This is a genomic window from Dokdonia sp. PRO95, assembly GCF_000355805.1.
GTDB lineage: Bacteria > Bacteroidota > Bacteroidia > Flavobacteriales > Flavobacteriaceae > Dokdonia.
In genome coordinates this window covers 1,650,208-1,668,734 of sequence record NZ_CM001837.1, presented here as the reverse complement: position 1 = coordinate 1,668,734, position 18,527 = coordinate 1,650,208, and the positions used below count along the sequence as shown (strand labels likewise).

Here is an 18,527-nt window from a genome sequence, read left to right as displayed (position 1 = left end):
GATTGTGTTTTATTCTATTCTTAATGCGTCTATAGGCTTCATTTGTATTGCTCTTGTAGCCGGAATAAACCCTGCTAGTAATCCTGAAACTATCAGGATAGCAAGTGCAACAAAAATGACATTTATATTTACCGATGGGTTTGCAAAATTATCTACTTTTCCCACTTGGTCTAAGATGGTATTCATCACCCATATAAATCCAGCGGCAACTGCTATGCCTGCCATTCCAGAGATGATAGTAAGCACTAAAGATTCTTGCAAAATCTGAGATTTAATCTCCCATGGAGTCGCTCCTAACGCTCTACGCACACCTATTTCCTTGGTGCGCTCTTTTACTACAATGAGCATGATATTACTAATACCAATAACTCCAGACAGCAATACAAGCGACCCCACAAAATAGCCTACAAAGGTGAGGATAGAGAATAGCCCCATCACACGACCATACGCTTCAGATAGATCAAAATGACCTATTGCTCGTTTGTCATCTGGGTGTATAGAGCGCTGCTCTCTCATGGTAGCAAATACTTGCTCCTTAATGTCTGTAATGTTAACATCTTCACTGGCAGTTATTGCCATCCAACCTACGTTATCACCTCTATTAAAAGCTTGTGAAAATGTGGTAAAAGGAACGAAAATAGTATTTGCATCTTCCTCTGCGTCTCCGCTACTTTTTGGGTTTTTAAAAGTGCCCACCACTAAAAAATTGACACCATTTATTTTAATGTAGGTATTGAGAACATCTTCTCCATTATCATACAAACCCTTCACTACATCTTCTCCTATGACACAAATTTTACGTTTTTCATTAATATCAGAATATGATATGTAACGCCCAGAAGTAATGTCTTGAGGCTGTTGTTTTATAAATTCTGGATAATCTCCATAGATACTAAAAGCTCCAGTTTTTTCATTGCGAGTCACATTATTTGCCCCATTAAAACCTCCCAGCTGATTGCGTGGTGAGATATATTTGAGGTCTGGATACTTCTCTCTAAGGACCTCTACATCTTCAAGTTTAAAACTAAATCTCCTTCCTTTAGGTAATCCCTTGTACGATATGGACGTTCCTTGCGACCACATAAACATAGAGTTTGTAGCAAAGTCACCAAAATCTGCCGAGACACCATTCTTAAGTCCGTTGGTTAATGCTAGTAGCAACACCAATATTAAGATTCCCCAGAATACACCAAATGCAGTAAGTAACGTACGAAACTTATTTGCATTGAGGGCTTCTAATATTTCATTCCAGCGGTCTTTGCTAAACATCTTGTTATACCTTGTAAAGGTGTTTTTAATTAAACGTTAGTTCCTCCTTTTATAGTGGGAGTATTTTATGTGTACGCTTTCGCGAAAGCGTAATAGTTAATTTTATTCGTCTCTTAATGCTTCTATAGGTCTAATATTTGCCGCTCTTCTCGCCGGAATGTATCCCGCTAATGCTCCTGCAACTATTAATATTATCACTGTCGAAATTGCTGTTGTAAAATCTACTTGAGGAAACTTAATAAAGTCACTATCTATTTGTGGCCCTATGAGTTCTAATAAACCTACACCTAGAAACAAACCTAAAAATCCTGCAATTGCCGTAATAAATATAGACTCCTGTAGTATCATCCCTATAATAGAATTAGGTAAGGCACCCAGCGCCTTTCTCACTCCTATTTCTTTAGTTCGCTCTTTTACAATGATGAGCATGATGTTACTCACTCCTACTACGCCAGCGATAATAGTTCCTATCCCTACAAACCAAAAGACCATACGTATGGTGTCAATAAGGTATATATTTTTTGTGCTTCTTCTAGATTATAACGCACGCGTACCGCGCTTCTATCATCTGGTGATATCTGATAGCGTGACTTAATCTCATCTTCAATACCCTGACTCACTGCTGCAGATAGTGCTACGGCCTCGTCAAAATTGTCGGACATTTTAACGGTAAATGCCATGGAGCGCAATTTGTCTCCAGCATTAAATACTCTTTGCGCTGTACTAAGCGGAATGAAAATGCGAGATTCCTCGCGTTCACCACCAGGATCTGTAAAGACTCCTGCAACAAGAAAATTAATACCACTTATTTTAATGGTTTTACCGATAGCATCTTCTGCTTTAAAAAGATCATTTTTTACTTTTTGACCTATAATAGCCACTTTGACACCTTCGTCTTGATCTTTTTGAGTGAGAAATCTACCTGCAGATAGTGTTGCATTTTCTATAAACTGCTGCCCATAATTTGCTCCTTCTATACGATAGTTACCAGACTCGTTGCCATAGTTCACTTGGCCTCCCCAGATATTATATAATCCAGTTTTATGCTCTAAAGCCTCACCAAATTTTGTGTTGACATTTTCATAATCACTATTATGCATTTGGATACGCCTACCAGGATTAAGACCTGCATATTCCTTTGTAGTGACGCCCGTCCACACATTTACACGGCTTTCGGCATCTTGAGCAAATTGAGTTTTTACACCTTTTTGAATTCCTGTACTAAAACCAAGTAAGATTACTAGGATAAAAATCCCTGAAGCCACAGATAGACCTGTAAGAAATGTACGAAGTTTGTTTTTTCCTATGGTCTCAAAAATCTCTTGCCAGCGTTCTACATCAAACATGATTGATTGCCTTTACTTGATTTACGAGTGTATCATCTATAATACGACCATCTTTTAAGTTTACGATGCGTTTAGTCATCTCTGCAATATCTGGCTCATGGGTAACAATTAAGATTGTTTTACCTTCATCATTAATTCCCTGTATAAGATCCATCACCTCATAAGATGTCTTTGTATCCAGTGCTCCCGTAGGCTCATCTGCTAGTAATACTTTTGGATCACTCGCAAGTGCTCGCGCTATCGCTACACGTTGTTTCTGCCCTCCAGACATTTCGCTAGGTAAGTGTGTTGCCCATTGTGCAAGACCTACTTTTTCTAGATAATGCATGGCTCTATCTGTGCGTTCTGCGCGCTTCATGCCTTGATAGTATAACGGCATAGAGACGTTATCTAAAGCATTTTTATAGTTGATAAGATTAAAAGACTGGAAAATAAATCCTAAGAATTTATTGCGGTATTGGGCTGCTATTTTTTCATTGAGGTTTTTGATAGGGACATTATCTAGCGTATAATTTCCCTCATCTGCCTCATCCAGCATTCCTAGTATATTTAAAAGCGTCGATTTTCCAGACCCAGAAGATCCCATGATTGAAACTAACTCTCCCTCTTTTACAGAAAAGTCTATACCCTTAAGAACGTGAAGCGAGTTGCTCCCCATCTGATACGATTTGTGAAGGCCATTTATTTCAATCATAGTCAATGGTTTAAAACAATATTAACGTTTACCAACTTAAATACTGTGAATTTCTTGTTAAGACTACCTGAGATGCAAGCCAGCCTTTACACTGTAAAATGTATTAAATAGACTGTTTTTGAGAATTTCTGTTACACAAACATATGTTAGCGTTTTGTTAAAGATAATTTTATGCTTACGCGAAAGCGTAACCCTTATTTTCTTAAACTATTCTTAAAACGAAACCCTCGAGGTCATATTACCGTAAGTTCTATAGTAGATTCACACATACAAACTGAAAACTAACCATTACATATCATCCATTACCAAAACTATCGCCTTTTGCATGGCGGTCTTTTGCTTGCTATCTCCTGTACAAAAGGTGGTTTTCCAGCTTGCACACAATATTGAACATGCCATCGCGCAGGACAATCATGACAACCCACCACATCACCACGAGACTCCAGCTAGCAATCACCATGGGAATGATGTTGCTACACACCACAGTCACCGTGCTCTTACTTTTCTTAAATTGGTTTTTAACGATAATGACCAACAGCCTGAGCATTTTAAAAGCGACGAAAAATATAATACAGACAAACAATTGTCACAAACCTATTACCCTACTCTAGCAAGTACTACTCCTATTGAGATAGTACATAACTGGTGGTATCTAGAGAAAAAGTACACTTCACAAAGAGATTTGGTTATACAGCCTCCACGGCTGTAGTATTCTCACTATGGAATACTGTTTTTATACTCGTCTATCGCTAGGCTAGTCATATAAACACGCACAAATACATTCAAATCTCAAATATAATTATATGAAATTCTTTCTTGGAGTTATCACGATGCTCCTTATTATCCCATTATACGGCCAGTCAATTAAAGGTGTGGTACTAGATGAAAATGCTAGCCCAATAGAAAATGCAAATATCTTTAATAAAGAATCCGGACAGCACGCACATACGAATGCTACAGGCTTCTTTAGTATCCCTAAAACAAAAGTAGGCGACTCTCTATATTTTTCTAGCCTAGGCTATGAAACCCTTCTTTATGTATTATCAGAAGGTGAAAAACAGTTACAAATTAAGCTTGAGCCTAAGTCATTATCACTTGATCAAGTTCTCATCGTATCTGAAGTAAACCAACTAAGTAAAATTGTAGATATAGACGTTCAAAACAATCCTGTAAAATCATCACAAGAAATTTTGCGCAAGGTACCTGGACTAATTATAGGCCAGCATGCAGGGGGAGGAAAAGCAGAGCAAATTTTCTTACGTGGTTTTGACATTGATCATGGTACAGACCTCGCGCTTAGTGTAGACGGACTACCTGTTAATATGGTCTCTCACGCCCATGGACAAGGATACTCAGACTTGCACTTTGTAATACCAGAAACTATACAGAATATAGAATTTGGCAAAGGTCCTTTTAATGCTCAGCAAGGTAACTTTGCAACAGCCGGATATATTGACCTTAAACTTAAAGATGTTGTAGAAGACAATTTAATTACTCTTGAAGTTGGCCAATTTAACACCCAGCGCCTTTCGGGTTTATTCCCCGTGCTTAATAAAGAGTATAGCTCGTTATACTTAGCATCAGAGATATACCTTACAGATGGACCTGTAGACTCACCACAGAACTTTAATCGTCTTAACTTGATGAGTAAATATATTTATGCCAAACCTGGAGAGGAAGAGCTAGACATTACATTATCACACTTTCAGAGTAAATGGGATGCCTCTGGCCAGATACCACAAAGAGCTGTAGATGCTGGAATAATAGGCCGCTTTGGAGCAATAGATGATACCGAAGGTGGTACTACGAGTAGAAGTAATATCTCTCTTAACTACACAAAAAACTTAAATGATAGTGACACTTTTAAGACCAATGCCTTCTTATCGAAATATGACTTTGAGTTATACTCAAACTTCACCTTCTTTCTAGAGGACCCTGTAAATGGTGACCAGATAAGACAGCACGAAGACCGTGTATTAATGGGTGTTCAAAGTTCTTTTCAACGTAAGGATATTGATGTTGCTGGTTTTAATCTAGATTATCAAACGGGTGTAGGTTTTAGATATGATGATGTAAATGATGTAGAATTATCACGCACAAGGAATCGTCGTGAGACACTAGAAAATCTATCCTTAGGTGATGTGGACGAACTCAACGCATTTGGTTACTTTAATGCCGAATTTAAAAAAGGAGATTGGAACATTAATCCGTCTGTACGCTTAGACTATTTTAAGTTTGACTATGTGAATGAGCTAAGTCCTGTTTATGATAATCGCAGCGAAAACAAGGTAGCCTTTAGCCCTAAGCTTAATGTGATTTACACACCGTCTACTACATTTCAATATTTCCTTAAAACTGGTATAGGCTTTCACTCTAATGACACACGCGTAGTTGTAGCAAATGAAGGTGAAGATATTTTACCAGCGGCTTATGGTGTTGACATAGGTACTATTATCAAACCAGCCGACCGTCTTGTGGTCAATGCTGCATTATGGAGCTTATTTCTAGACCAAGAGTTTGTATATGTAGGTGATGCAGGAATTGTAGAACCTAGTGGACGCTCTCGCAGAGTGGGTATTGAGCTAGGTGCTAGATACCAGTTTAACGATTGGTTATACGCATACTCAGATGTAAACTACACGTATGCTAGAAGTACAGATGAACCTAATGGAGCAGATTTAATACCACTCGCACCAGACTTTACGGCAGTAGGAGGAATTAATGTAGATAACTTAGGTGCATTTTCTGGATCGCTTTCTTATCGCTATATTGACGATAGAGCAGCAAATGAAGACAACTCCATCGTAGCAGACGGTTATTTTGTTACAGATATGAATCTCAACTATAAAGTAAAAAACTGGACGTACGGAATTGTGATCGAAAATCTATTTGACACTGAATGGAATGAAACTCAATTTGCCACAGAAAGTAGATTGTTTAATGAAACACAGTCTGTAGAGGAGATTCACTTTACACCTGGTGTTCCTTTCTTTTTAAGAGGGAAAATCTCGGTTTCTTTCTAGACAAATGATTTGTTTTATGACATAAAAAAGTAAAGGTGGACGGTTATGCCGTCCACCTTTTTTTATTGGGAAAATTACGCTTTCGCGAAAGCTAAAAAAGTCTATCCTTCAAAATCATCTTCTCCTTCACCACCACCTCGGCTACCACGCTCACGTTTCTTCTTTTGATTAAATCTATAAGTAAAAGCTAGATTAACAGAGCGAACTCTAAATTGGAACTCACTATCACTTGTAAAAGAATCTGTGGTAGTAAGTGATTGTCTCTTACTTGAATTAAATACGTCGCTCACGTTTAAAGCAAGTGTCGCGTTATCATTAAGTATGTCTTTACTAAATGCTAGGTTTGTAAATAAGAAACCTTCTGTATCTGTCTGTGCATTGTTGCTAGGACCTCTGTAAAAGATATTAGTTTGCCAGTCAATTTTATATGGTAAGGTTACTTTTGCACTTCCTCTTGTAAAGAAGCTAAAGTTACTTGCCCCATAATCCACACCATTAAAAGAACCGTTTGTTTCAAATAAGAATGCATTTGCACTCAAGTTTAATCGCAACCACTTATTAGGATTGTACAGAACACCTAGTTCTGCTCCATAACGCTCGTTTGTACTTAGGTTAATAGGAAGTGTTCTAATGATAGGCACTCCATTTGCAGTTACTAGTCCTGTATCTTCTTGGATACGCTCAAAAGAATCTGTCTCATACTGGTAATACACAGATGATGTAAGTGTCAACTTATCCCATCTTTTTAAATATCCTAGATCATATGCACTTGCAAATGATGGTACAAGATCCGGGTTTCCTTGGAAGATGTTTGCTTCACTTGAACGCGATGGAAAAGGGTTAATAAAACGACCTCTTGGTCTGTTAATACGTCTGTTGAAACCTAAAGTAATATTCTCACGCTCATTAAACTCATAAGTAAGATTTAATGTAGGGAATAAACCATCTGTTTGGTTGTCAAAATCAAGATTAGTCCCTAATGGATTATCATCAGAAATTACTGCATCTACCGTTCCTTGCTGTCTTGTATTTTCATAACGAAGCCCTGCTAAGAAAGAAAAATCACCAAACTTATCTCCATACTGTGTATAGATTGCGTGTACATCTTCTTTATAAGTAAAAATGTTAGACAAGCCGTCATCTCTTATAAATGTACCTCCTGCAACATCTTCTTCTAGAAGTGTGTAATCTGTTTCTGTTTCTTCAAAGTTTCCTCTATATCCTATCTCAAACTGAGCAGTCTCACCTATAGGTCGCACATAATCTATTTGCGCTAGGTATTCAGTTTGATCTTCAATCTGAGTTATGTCTTCTGTAGGCAGGTTTTCTAAAGTTGGGAAAGAGTTAAACTCTGTAATAACAGAAGTTTCTGTTTCCTCATCTCTCGCATATTGTAAAGCTGCGGTGAGCTCATGTCCAGACTCATCAAACTTTGTAATCGAATTAAGGGAGAATTGATAGGTCATGTCCTCTTCATTCTCGCGCTCAAGTCTCGTTCTAGAGACTGTCAATTCATTATCTGGTGTAAACTCGTTTGTAAAGTTATCTGTACCAGAATCGTTATTTCCTAATCTTAAGAAACCACTTGCAGTTACAGATGTTTTTTCCGTTAGAAAATACTCAATACCTAAGTTAGTATTAAACCCTCCACGATTTCTATCAAAATCTCGATCCTCTCTAAGAATACGATCTATCTCGCTTGTAAAAGTCTGCTCACCATCTGCTCCTATTTCTGATGCAAAATATTGATTTTCGGCAGAAGCGTTTCCTGGAGAAGTACGTTTACTATACCCTGTTGTATTAAAAATATTAAACTTATCTGTTCTTAGGTTTATATTTCCTGTGATTCCGTAACGCTCTGGGTAGCCTACATTAGTCTGTATAGAACCATTAAGACCTAAAGTTTTCTCTTTCTTAAGTATAATGTTAAGTATACCTGCCGTTCCTTCTGCATCATAACGAGCAGATGGAGATGTAATCACTTCTACACGTTCAATGGCATCTGCTGGTAATTGGCTCAACGCATCTACAGATCCAAAGCCTGCAATTGCAGATGGCCTACCATTAATTAAAATACGCACGTTTCCATTACCTCTTAAGGCAATAGCTCCATCTACATCTACCGTAACAGATGGTACATTACTAAGTGCATCACTTACCGTCGCACCACTTGTGGTAAGATCCTTTCCTATATTATAAATCTTTTTATCCAGTCGTACTTGAACTTCTGTAGTTTCTGCACGCACAATCACTTCGTCTAGAGATTGAGAATCTATAGCTAGTGTCTGTGTAGGCAAAGTAGTATTCTTAGTAAGACGCTGCGCTGAGAGTATTTTTGTTTCAAATGAGATGAACTCAAACTTTACATCGTAGACACCTGCTGGTATTTCTATACTGTATTTTCCAGAAGGGTCTGTGATTCCTCCTGTTACTACTTTACCATCTGCAGTAGCAAATGATACTGTTGCATACTCTAGAGGTATGTTTGTCTCTGCCTCCATTACTGTACCAGTAATAATAACATCTGGCCGATTTCCTGCAGGTCGCTGTGCTACGGCGACTAAAGAAAATGATAGCAATAAAAGGGTAATAATATTTTTCATCCGTTTGATAGTTTGGTTCTAAAATTAGACACGCAAATTACGGATGGGTTTAGTCGGGTAGTCCTAAGGTTTTGTTAAAGAATAACAAGTATTAAACCTTGGAGTAACTAGAGGAAAAATCAACTGAGAGCAAGTGAGGTGAAAACAGCAACTTTTATGACTCAATATGCTCTTCTTGTGATTCACTAGAAGCGTTTTTTCTAGATTTATAAACGAAATAGAAAACACCACCCACAAGGATATATGGAATTACCATAAGGTATTTTATTCCATTGTTTATTCCTTTGGCAGTACTATTATCTTCCTCAGATTCTAGGACTGCACGACACATGGCGCACTGAGTAGTAGATGCTGCCACTGTTGCATTTAAGTCCGCTTTCGCGAAAGCGCAACAGAAAAACACAACAACTAGTACTTGTTTAAGATTTTTCATCTAGTGGACGTAATAAGGAGAAATCATTAAATACACAACAACACCAGTAATTGCAACATATAACCAAATAGGAAAAGTGATGCGTGCTAGCTTTCTGTGTTTATCAAAACGCTCTGCAAGTGCTCTTACATATGTAAACAATACTAATGGTATGATAATTATAGATAGTGCAATGTGCGTTATCAAAATAAAGAAATACACATAACGTATGATACCCTTACCGCCAAAACTTGTAGAGTCTGATGTCATGTGATAAGCAACGTACATCAATAAAAACAAGACAGATAACCCAATGGCAGTCTTCATCAAACGCTCATGAAGTGTGCGATTTCCATTTTTTATGGCGCGCACTGCTAGTATCAAGACAATAGCTGTAAGTCCGTTTATCGTGGCATATACAGGAGGTAAAAACGTAAGGGGTTCTACATCTATACCGTAATCCTTAAGCTTAATACCAAATAATATAGCAACGGCTATAGGAATCACTATGGATAAAATAATGATCCAAACTCTGTATTTCTTTTCTGTAGGGTTAAGTGTACTCATAATCTATTTAAGTAATTTCTGTATGTCTTCAATAAGTATATCTATCTCTGGCGTTTCTCCTCCTTCTGGCACGTTCTCATTCATAGGGACAAATCCTCTGTAATAAGGTTTAGCATTGCCATATGGGTCTAATCTAGAGCGTATGAAACCATTTTGATCAATAAGTGCAAACAGTCCTGAGTGGTATAAGTCACTCTCATCTCCTTCTTCATTAGTAGCAAGATAAAAACCTTCATTAGAAAGCTTTCTAATAACAGAGCGATCGCCCGTCATGAAGTTCCAGTTAGGGTTAGTTACTCCATATTCCTCCTGATACTTCTTAAGTACTGCTGGCTGGTCATGTTCTGGATCTATAGAGAAAGAAGCAATCCCAAAATCATCGCGCCCTTCAAATCTCTTTGATATTTCAATCAAATTATGACTCATAGGGATACAAATATCTGTACATCTCGTAAAGAAAAACTCTACTAGGTATACTTTGCCTTTGTAATCTGCATTTGTAATGGTATCGTTATCTTGATTTACAAATGAAAACGGTGGGACTTTTCTATCTACTCCACCTTGATTAATATAGATTAAACCGTCTGGTGCATCATTAATCTTCTCACCACCTTCTTGATGCATTCTACCACCGCGAGAGACATCGTCATTTGCTATGCGCTTGTAAATCTTTGGAATTACAATGATCCCAAAAATGAGCACGATGGCAGCTATTCCTATATATGTATTTTTTCTCATGCTTTAATAGCTGTTACTTGTTTTCTCTGCGTTGCTCAATCTTAGGACTGGCATTATTATTCTTTTTAAGCGCAAGTCTGTATTCGGCTAGTAGTATTTTTACGTCATCCTTAAGGTAACCCATTTCTACGGCTTGTGTAAAATCATAACCATACACATTTGCTTTCTTTTCCTCGTGACCAGAACGTAAAGCTCTTGCCTTATCTATTACAAAAACATTAGGATGCCCACCATCATTCATCATAGATAGTGAAGTACCTAGGCTATTAAAATGTTCTTGAGTTTGTTGCTTTGATGCCACGATGAAGCGCATTTTTGACGTGTCAAAAATACGTGATAATTCTGCTCTTAAATTATCTATAACTTCTTCACTTCCTTGGTTTACAAATAAAACCAATTGAAAATCTGTATAACGCTCAAAGTATTTGAATATCATTAAATTCAAATTTGCCGTATACCCTTCATTGCTTTTAAGCCCATCACCTAGGTAACCAACTAAAGTTATATGATCATCAAATGTAAGCGGAGCTTCAGGTGTTGCTTCTGTTCTAATTTCTTGGTCTGCATACATACTTATATCTGCTACCTCTGGAGTAAGTAAGGGTAAGTTTGCAAAGTTGTAAACTCCAGACGCAAAGAAGAGATAGATAAGCACTGGTAGTACAAAAAGTGATATGAGAACGATTTTCTTTTTCATGTTTACAAAGATAATTCTCAAGAAGTAATCGAGCTTACAATTGGTTTCAATTTTTATGAAATAACGCTTTCGCGAAAGCGTAACTACAAGACATAAAAAAAGCGACTCGAAAGTCGCTTTTAATTATTTATTAGAAATTCCAGCTCTGGAATCCTGTGTTGTAAACTTCAAAGATATAATCACCTTCTGTAAGTAATATGAATACTAGGTAGCAAATAAGAAAGATACCTGTCCAAACTACTGCTCTACGTAATCCTTTTACTTCGTCACGCATGTGCATGAAATCCCAAGTAATATAATATGCCTTTACAATAGTAAGAATTATAAAGATCCAGTTAAGGAGCTTCATTCTTATAAATGTAGTTTCAAGTAAAAACTCAGGCTTTATAATACCTAGAACAACTTCTACAGCTGTGATAATAGAGAGAAATATTAATACTCCCCAAATCTTCTGAATGTTATTCTTGAACTTTAATGTTCCTCTAAATATTGCAAGTTTATGTTCGTGTGCCATAATATATAATAGTCTGAAAGGTAAATTAAACTAGGTAGAAGAATGTAAATACAAATACCCATACAAGGTCTACAAAGTGCCAGTATAAACCAACCTTTTCAACCATCTCATAGTGTCCTCTTCGCTCGTATGTTCCAAGAACTACGTTAAAGAAAATAATGATATTAATCATTACACCAGAAAATACGTGAAAACCGTGAAACCCTGTAATAAAGAAAAAGAAGTCTGCAAAAAGTGGTGCCCCATATTCATTGTGAATAAGGTTTGCTCCTTCTACTACAAGTTTTCCATCCTTAGCTAGTTTGGCAAGAGACTCTTCTCTTGACAATACGGTCTTTTCACCGTTTTCTGTAAGTGTCTGTATACGTATCAATGCATTAGGCGTAGCTTCAAAACCAGCTTTTACCTCTTCAATTGAGTATGTAGTAGGTGCTGGCTCATCTGAAAACCAAACTCCATTTTTATTAAGGTGTTGCTCACGTTCTCCTACTTGTGTAATTGCAAAGTCACGAAGCGCCATACGGTTACCGTCTGTATCAACAAACTGAAGTATCTTACCTCCCTTTGTTTCTACTGCTCCAAAGTCACCTTTAATAAAAGTAGCCCATTCCCATCCTTGTGATCCCACGAAGATGATACCACCTATGATGGTAAGGAACATATAAAATGCTACGCTTTTATGCTTTAAGTGATGTCCAGCATCTACAGCAAGTACCATAGTTACAGAAGACATAATCAACACAAACGTCATAAACGCTACGTATATCATAGGGAAATTCCCGTGTATGAAAGGTACGTGTGTGAATACCTCGTCGGCTATTGGCCAAGCATCAATAAATTTAAATCTTGAAAAACCATATGCGGCTAGAAAGCCAGAAAAGGTTAATGCATCTGATAAGATGAAAAACCACATCATTAGTTTTCCGTAGCTCGCTCTTAGTGGTTGATTACCACCACCCCAAGTTGTTCCCTCGGCGTCGTTGTTTGTCACTGTCGTGTCCATTCGTAAGAATTGGTTAATTTAATGGTTGCAAAAATAAGTATTTTATGTTCAGATATCAACACTGAACCCTCGATTTATAATCGTTTTAGATACGTTACGATATAACAATATACCGCTAGTCTACTTTGTAACAAATAAAAGCACAAATAAAAACACCCAAAGAATATCTAAAAAGTGCCAAAACGTGACCCCTAGTGACAATCCCAAATGTTCAGTCGCTGAGTACTTACCTCTTAAATGGTTGATAATTACCGTAATTAAAGATATAAAACCAGCGATTAAGTGTGCAATATGAACCGCAATTATAAGAAAGAAAAAGGTAGTTGTAATATTACTAGATGCGCCTGTAAAGTAATAACCTTGCTCTTGAAAAGCACTAAAGCCAGCAAACTGAGAAACCACAAATCCTATTCCTAGCGCTAGCGTTAGCATTAAAAATAAGGTTCCCATTGATTTTTTACCGCTTATAATAGCATTTTTGGCAAGATGTATCGTGATACTACTTATTATGATTAACACAGTAGAAACTATAAGCGCCTGAGGAAAGTCATAGTTTTCTAACCAATCACGGCGCTCCATACTAACAATATATGCACTCGTAAGCCCTGCAAAGGTCATACATAAACTTATAATCCCAAACCACAACATCTGCTTTTTTGCGCGATCCTGCTTTAACTTTTCACCTCCTTGAGTATAATCCATCTATCTTAAAAATTTATCTATTACAAAAACAATTTGAAGTAGTGTGATGTAAGTCACACTTGAAAGCATTAGTCGTTTGGCTGTTTTTGCATCTCTGTTTTGGTACAATTTTATTGCCCAATACAGCATAAATAATCCTAGTGCCCCAACTATAATAGCAGACACAGGCGTTAAAAATAAATCTCCAGTCACCCCAAATGCAGGTATTATTGAGATAAGTACTGTCCATACCGTGTATAAAACGATTTGAACTGCAGTCCCTTTATCACGTTCTCCTGTAGGTAACATAGCAAAGCCTCCTTTTTTATAGTCATCAAAAAGAAACCATCCTATTGCCCAAAAGTGAGGGAACTGCCAGAAAAATTGTATCATAAATAACGTCCCAGGCTCTATCCCAAAATCGTTAGTAGCAGCAACCCAACCTAACATGTAAGGTATCGCTCCTGGAAATGCGCCTACAAAAACAGATAAAGGTGTCTTCGTTTTTAAGGGAGTATATAACAGTACATACATAAATATAGAAATCCCTCCAAACATAGCTGTCTGAGGATTTATGTAATACAAAGTACCTAAACCTAGAATCGTAAATGTAATTGCTATTAAGAGCGCCTTTTGCTTAGACATCCTTCCGGAAGCTACAGGTCTATTTTTTGTGCGATCCATCAAGGCGTCTAGATCTTTCTCTAGCACCTGATTATACGCATTTGACGCGCCTACCATAAAGTACCCCCCTACAGCTAGCAACAATACAATAAACCAGTCTATCTCTGTGGCTCCAAGAAAATATCCTGCAACACTAGAAAACACTACGCTTATAGATAAACGCATCTTTGTGATTTCTTTAAAATCGTACCAGGCAGAGTAGGTATTCGTATGTATGGCGACGTCGCTCAAAGACAGTAGGTTTAGCAATTTTTTAAGTGGTGCAAAGATACTGCCCAAAAGGAATCTGTACAACAAAACGACAGCCATAATAGGTTGTTAAATTTACGCTTTCGCGAAAGCGCAACTACATCAATACGACTACCTTTATAAAAAAACTCAAAAATGAAACACTTTACACTCATTATCATCGCACTAATAACTGCTGCAGCTACTGCACAAGGACGTTTTGACGATGTACAAATTACTGTTGAAAAAGTTACAGACCACATCTATATGCTTCAAGGAGCTGGCGGAAACATAGGGATTTCTACTGGAAAAGATGGCGTTTTTATGATAGATGATCAGTTTGCACCTCTGAGCGAGAAAATAACTGCTGCTATTAAAACTATATCTGACCAGCCAGTGAGTTTCTTGGTAAACACTCACTTTCATGGTGACCACACTGGAGGAAATGCAAATTTTGAGGCCGCTGGAGCAATGATTGTAGCTCACGATAATGTACGCAAGAGATTAGCAGCCAACGAGAAAACAGCTAGCGCGGGACTCCCAGTAATCACTTTTAGTGAAGATGCTACTTTCTATCAAAATGACGATGATGTATTTTTAACCCACGTACACAATGCCCACACTGACGGAGATGCGCTTGTTTATTTTGCTCAGAGCAATGTGCTACATACTGGAGACACCTTTTTTAACGGCAACTTCCCTTTTATTGATATAAATCGCGGCGGGAGTATTCAAGGAGATATTGATGCAGCAAAGAAAGGACTTATGCTTATCAATGAGGATACTAAAATAATTCCTGGACATGGAAATCTAGCAACAAAAGCAGATTATCAAAAATATCACGATATGCTAGTAGACGTTTACACTTCAGTTCTCAAAGCTATGGAAAGCAATAAAACCCTTGAAGAAGTAACCGCAATGGAGTCAATCACATCTGAATATCTTACAGACGAAGCGTCTGCAAAGAGCTTTATTACTGGCCCAAAATTCAGAAGCACTGTTTATAAAAGCATCTTAGAGAATATTGAGATTAAGAAATAATATACCTTATGAACCCTATTGCTAAATCCATTAGACCTTTTATAGGTGCTGCAGACTTTGATTCCTCAAGAAGGTTTTACACTTCCATTGGTTTTAAAGAAACTGTCATCTCCTATAATATGTCACTACTCACAATGGATGACTTTGGGTTTTACTTGCAAGATGCTTATGTAAAAGACTGGATAGACAACACGATGGTATTTCTAGAAGTGCAACATCTAGATGAATACCTCACACAACTCGAGTCGCTTGATTTGGCTACATTATTTAAAGGCGTTAAGATTTCAAAAATTGTTGAGAATGACTGGGGAAAAGAGTTTTTCTTACACGATCCATCAAGAGTCTTGTGGCACATTGGGTCGTTTACAAATAGGCCGTCTTAATCTACAATCTCTGACCTAGAAGTCTTATCTAATCGTTGCTTCTCTAGCATTTCCACACCCATTTTCAACATACCTATGAGGCTAATTCCTAAAATTATAGACCCAAAGCCCAATTCTTTTAAAAGAGGATTGTCCAAAAACAGATATGCACCTATACCAAAGGATAAATAGACAACAACATTAAACATCATAATAAGTAGAAAAATTCTTCCTTTCTTAGGGTCTTGCCAAATTTTTCTAGCAAATTTATGCTGTGATTTTGAAGTGTCTTGCAATGTTGAAAAACTTATTGCCAATCCTAAAAAGACCAATATATTACCAAAACTATCAAAAAGCAAATTGATGTTTAGGTCATAAGAATTTAAGCCTAAAACAAAAGGAATAACCATGTAATAAAGAGCTACTGCCATTAGAGGATATTGTAAATAGCTCAAAGCTTGAAAAACCTTTTTAAAATCTATCATCTTTTCATCTAATAATCATAATACCAATTAAACAAATCTGTTCTAAAGCCTATGTTTAGCCATAGCGTGCTAGTATCAAATGTATTTGGCGCATCTTGAATATCTGCGGTTACATTACGATAGATAGGATTTGCATACACTTTTAAGTTGGTTGCAGGGTTTATCAAATACCCTAACTCAAGATCTGCATAGAGGCTATTAACCTTATTTCCTTGAAAAAATGTAATCCCATCATCTGACGGCCTGTTTTCATCATTGCCATAAATACTTCCTCCATAATACACTTCATTGATATCTCCTATCTCAACACCTCGAGCTCCCACAATAAGTTTTGCTGTCCCATACCATCGTTCTCTTTCATAACGAGCAATCCCAATAAGCTCTTTAAAATTTGCTCCCCATTGATGTGCCAGCGACTGGTTTGCATGTCCATAATTAAGTTGGATCTCATTATTAGAATATACATATGGACGCACTTGATTGTACTCACCTTGCAATGTCAAATTCCTAACCCCAAAGGCATCATAATACTTTGCTCCTATCTGGAAGCCTTGTTTGTTTTTATAGCTTTGGTTTCCGCCTATCACATCACTAGCCGAAAACTCATCTATCACAACTTGGCCATACACATTTACACGATCATTTACTTTGTACTTACCCGTAAGACCTATAAGTGCATTACCACCACGTGAACCTGTAGAAAACTCTATTGCTCGGTAAAAAATCACTGGATTTAAGAAATTAAAATCAAAGCCTCTTCCATTTTCATCTTCCCATATTACAGATTCAAAAAGTCCCACATTAAGTTCCTTACTTAAGTTCCAACTTAGATAATGGTTACTCATGAACTTGGTCCTAAAGGCACCGTCTGCTGTGGTTTCTGGACGCACATCACGCAGTGATGTCCACGTATTTGTGTACTTAAATTTCCAAAAGGTCGTATTGAGTTTTAAATATGGAAAATAACTCGCATTATCACTAAGCAATAGCGATCTGTAACCATCTCCTATAAACTGCTTTCCATGACCTAGCTGAATATTAAAATACTTGCTAGGTGTGTATGAAATATAACCTTCGGCTACTGGGTAGTCTAAGTCTCCATTTGTGCCTTCCTTTGCAATACCACGACCGGGCACCACCGCAGGATTACCACCATCTGGCCTTAGTGATCTAGCAAAAGCATCAAAGTATCTAGGAAAACGACCTTGACTCTCATATACAGCAGCAAAAAAATTAAGCTTCTTCCCTAACCCACCTTGAATATAAACTGCACGAGTGTTGTTATAGGTAAAACTATCAGACTTTAACTTGTCGGTTTCATATCCCAATTGCAAATCGGCTGCGGGGTCTAGGGTAATCCAGTAATCCTCTCCCTGTATTTGCACCATATGCTCGTTAGACCATTTTCTCCCAAACCATGTTTTCTTTTCTTTCTTGAGCGCATCTGTCTTCTCCTGAAAATCATAATATGGATTTACAGTTTGATACAGATAAGGTTTACTTGCCGTATGCGCATTAGTTCCTACATGATTCAACTCTTGATCAAACCTACTATAAACCTGATGCGAGAAAGGAATATTCAGCTGACTCGTATACTCATTTGCTGGATTGAATTTTTGATTTTGAATACGATCATATTCATCCTGCATTGGATTTTTAAGCGGTGTTTCTTTTTTTGCTTTCGCGAAAGCGTCACCCTCAATATCACCACTATTCATCTCACCTATTTTATTACGTGACAGTGGCAACAGCACAGGCATTGTAAATTGCATATAGGTAGGCTCGCCGTTATAAGTTGCAGGCTCAACTGCAGGTAGTTTACTAAAAACCTCTTGCGCCGAAGTCTTAAGCGACGCAAAGACCGCATCTGTATACAGCAGCTTAAAAGCACCCTCGCGAGTAACTTCAAACAAAATCACCATCTTACCCTCGTAATTCTCCCCCTTAACCTCTGCCGGGACTTCAAGATTATCTATTATAAAGGAAATAAAAGTTTCATTAAAACAAGCCGCAACTTCGCTCACTGGCAAGTCGGCACACTCTGGAAAAACTGGGTATTTTTCATAATCACTAGTGGTTACCTGAGCGGTAAGACTACAAGTAGCGAAAACGAACAAAAGAAACACATATTTATGCATGGATGTAGGCGTAATAATTGCGCACGAAAGATAGGGTTTTAT

The 18,527-nt window shown here is 37.5% G+C and carries 17 protein-coding genes and 1 pseudogene; 4 read left to right on the top strand and 14 right to left on the bottom strand.

Features of this window, described 5'->3' with window-relative positions:
• Positions 1–9 precede the first annotated feature (9 nt).
• The 3 genes and pseudogenes from D017_RS07380 to D017_RS07370 form a co-directional block, all read right to left on the bottom strand.
• Positions 10–1,269, bottom strand: a complete 1,260-nt coding sequence (locus D017_RS07380; protein ID WP_035335656.1) for an ABC transporter permease — start codon at positions 1,267–1,269, stop codon at positions 10–12.
• Between the two features lie 102 nt (positions 1,270–1,371).
• Positions 1,372–2,615: pseudogene (locus D017_RS07375) on the bottom strand (ABC transporter permease).
• Complete coding sequence (locus D017_RS07370) at positions 2,608–3,309, bottom strand: ABC transporter ATP-binding protein (protein WP_035335655.1); 702 nt, start codon at positions 3,307–3,309, stop codon at positions 2,608–2,610. Before D017_RS07370 ends, D017_RS07375 begins: the two are co-directional and overlap by 8 nt.
• Positions 3,310–3,634: 325 nt before the next feature.
• Here D017_RS07370 and D017_RS07365 point away from each other — a divergent pair, with 325 nt between their 5' ends.
• Both D017_RS07365 and D017_RS07360 read left to right on the top strand, forming a co-directional pair.
• Complete coding sequence (locus D017_RS07365; RefSeq protein WP_035335653.1) at positions 3,635–4,018, top strand: hypothetical protein; 384 nt, start codon at positions 3,635–3,637, stop codon at positions 4,016–4,018.
• Between the two features lie 94 nt (positions 4,019–4,112).
• Positions 4,113–6,332 carry a TonB-dependent receptor gene (locus tag D017_RS07360; protein WP_035335651.1) on the top strand — a complete coding sequence of 740 codons (2,220 nt, stop codon included), beginning with the start codon at positions 4,113–4,115 and terminating at the stop codon, positions 6,330–6,332.
• 101 nt (positions 6,333–6,433) lie between these two features.
• Here the strand turns inward: D017_RS07360 and D017_RS07355 are convergent, their stop codons facing one another.
• The 9 genes from D017_RS07355 to cyoE all read right to left on the bottom strand — a co-directional run bounded on the left by D017_RS07355 (position 6,434) and on the right by cyoE (position 14,462).
• A complete protein-coding gene (locus tag D017_RS07355; RefSeq protein WP_035335650.1) occupies positions 6,434–8,935 on the bottom strand; it encodes a TonB-dependent receptor in 2,502 nt (833 codons plus the stop codon).
• Between the two features lie 154 nt (positions 8,936–9,089).
• A complete protein-coding gene (locus D017_RS07350) occupies positions 9,090–9,368 on the bottom strand; it encodes a hypothetical protein (protein ID WP_035335649.1) in 279 nt (92 codons plus the stop codon).
• A complete protein-coding gene (locus D017_RS07345) occupies positions 9,369–9,914 on the bottom strand; it encodes a DUF420 domain-containing protein (protein WP_035335647.1) in 546 nt (181 codons plus the stop codon).
• Between the two features lie 3 nt (positions 9,915–9,917).
• Positions 9,918–10,652: an SCO family protein gene (locus tag D017_RS07340; RefSeq protein WP_035335645.1), complete on the bottom strand. Its 735-nt coding sequence runs from the start codon at positions 10,650–10,652 to the stop codon at positions 9,918–9,920.
• A gap of 13 nt (positions 10,653–10,665) precedes the next feature.
• The gene (locus D017_RS07335) at positions 10,666–11,349 is read right to left on the bottom strand and encodes a hypothetical protein (RefSeq protein WP_035335644.1); all 684 of its coding nucleotides are present in this window, start codon (positions 11,347–11,349) and stop codon (positions 10,666–10,668) included.
• Between the two features lie 130 nt (positions 11,350–11,479).
• Positions 11,480–11,863 (bottom strand): cytochrome C oxidase subunit IV family protein, encoded by a 384-nt coding sequence (locus D017_RS07330; RefSeq protein ID WP_035335642.1) that lies wholly within the window; start codon positions 11,861–11,863, stop codon positions 11,480–11,482.
• A gap of 25 nt (positions 11,864–11,888) precedes the next feature.
• Positions 11,889–12,866 (bottom strand): cytochrome c oxidase subunit 3, encoded by a 978-nt coding sequence (locus D017_RS07325; RefSeq protein WP_035335641.1) that lies wholly within the window; start codon positions 12,864–12,866, stop codon positions 11,889–11,891.
• 120 nt (positions 12,867–12,986) lie between these two features.
• On the bottom strand, positions 12,987–13,568 hold the full coding sequence (locus D017_RS07320; protein WP_035335640.1) for a cytochrome c oxidase subunit 3: 582 nt from the start codon (positions 13,566–13,568) through the stop codon (positions 12,987–12,989).
• On the bottom strand, positions 13,569–14,462 hold the full coding sequence (cyoE, locus tag D017_RS07315) for a heme o synthase (protein ID WP_035335638.1): 894 nt from the start codon (positions 14,460–14,462) through the stop codon (positions 13,569–13,571). It lies immediately after the preceding gene.
• A 153-nt stretch (positions 14,463–14,615) separates the two neighbouring features.
• On the opposite strand from cyoE, the gene D017_RS07310 reads away from it, so the two are divergent.
• A complete protein-coding gene (locus D017_RS07310) occupies positions 14,616–15,500 on the top strand; it encodes an MBL fold metallo-hydrolase (protein ID WP_035335637.1) in 885 nt (294 codons plus the stop codon).
• An 8-nt stretch (positions 15,501–15,508) separates the two neighbouring features.
• Positions 15,509–15,883 carry a glyoxalase gene (locus tag D017_RS07305; protein WP_035335636.1) on the top strand — a complete coding sequence of 125 codons (375 nt, stop codon included), beginning with the start codon at positions 15,509–15,511 and terminating at the stop codon, positions 15,881–15,883.
• Here D017_RS07305 and D017_RS07300 read toward each other — a convergent pair.
• Positions 15,880–16,347: a hypothetical protein gene (locus D017_RS07300; protein ID WP_051583832.1), complete on the bottom strand. Its 468-nt coding sequence runs from the start codon at positions 16,345–16,347 to the stop codon at positions 15,880–15,882. The two genes, D017_RS07305 and D017_RS07300, sit on opposite strands and share 4 nt — an antisense overlap.
• Before the next feature lie 8 nt (positions 16,348–16,355).
• Complete coding sequence (locus D017_RS07295) at positions 16,356–18,473, bottom strand: gliding motility protein RemB (protein WP_343215435.1); 2,118 nt, start codon at positions 18,471–18,473, stop codon at positions 16,356–16,358.
• Positions 18,474–18,527 lie beyond the last annotated feature (54 nt).

Bases quoted from the DNA above. Each gene is read 5' to 3' on its own strand.
- D017_RS07360 (WP_035335651.1), top strand. From the start codon at position 4,113: ATGAAATTCTTTCTTGGAGTTATCACGATGCTCCTTATTATCCCATTA.
- D017_RS07380 (WP_035335656.1), bottom strand. From the start codon at position 1,269: ATGTTTAGCAAAGACCGCTGGAATGAAATATTAGAAGCCCTCAATGCA.
- D017_RS07335 (WP_035335644.1), bottom strand. From the start codon at position 11,349: ATGAAAAAGAAAATCGTTCTCATATCACTTTTTGTACTACCAGTGCTT.
- D017_RS07305 (WP_035335636.1), top strand. From the start codon at position 15,509: ATGAACCCTATTGCTAAATCCATTAGACCTTTTATAGGTGCTGCAGAC.
- D017_RS07310 (WP_035335637.1), top strand. From the start codon at position 14,616: ATGAAACACTTTACACTCATTATCATCGCACTAATAACTGCTGCAGCT.
- D017_RS07320 (WP_035335640.1), bottom strand. From the start codon at position 13,568: ATGGATTATACTCAAGGAGGTGAAAAGTTAAAGCAGGATCGCGCAAAA.
- D017_RS07355 (WP_035335650.1), bottom strand. From the start codon at position 8,935: ATGAAAAATATTATTACCCTTTTATTGCTATCATTTTCTTTAGTCGCC.
- D017_RS07325 (WP_035335641.1), bottom strand. From the start codon at position 12,866: ATGGACACGACAGTGACAAACAACGACGCCGAGGGAACAACTTGGGGT.
- D017_RS07340 (WP_035335645.1), bottom strand. From the start codon at position 10,652: ATGAGAAAAAATACATATATAGGAATAGCTGCCATCGTGCTCATTTTT.
- D017_RS07365 (WP_035335653.1), top strand. From the start codon at position 3,635: ATGGCGGTCTTTTGCTTGCTATCTCCTGTACAAAAGGTGGTTTTCCAG.
- D017_RS07300 (WP_051583832.1), bottom strand. From the start codon at position 16,347: ATGATAGATTTTAAAAAGGTTTTTCAAGCTTTGAGCTATTTACAATAT.
- D017_RS07350 (WP_035335649.1), bottom strand. From the start codon at position 9,368: ATGAAAAATCTTAAACAAGTACTAGTTGTTGTGTTTTTCTGTTGCGCT.
- D017_RS07330 (WP_035335642.1), bottom strand. From the start codon at position 11,863: ATGGCACACGAACATAAACTTGCAATATTTAGAGGAACATTAAAGTTC.
- D017_RS07345 (WP_035335647.1), bottom strand. From the start codon at position 9,914: ATGAGTACACTTAACCCTACAGAAAAGAAATACAGAGTTTGGATCATT.
- D017_RS07370 (WP_035335655.1), bottom strand. From the start codon at position 3,309: ATGATTGAAATAAATGGCCTTCACAAATCGTATCAGATGGGGAGCAAC.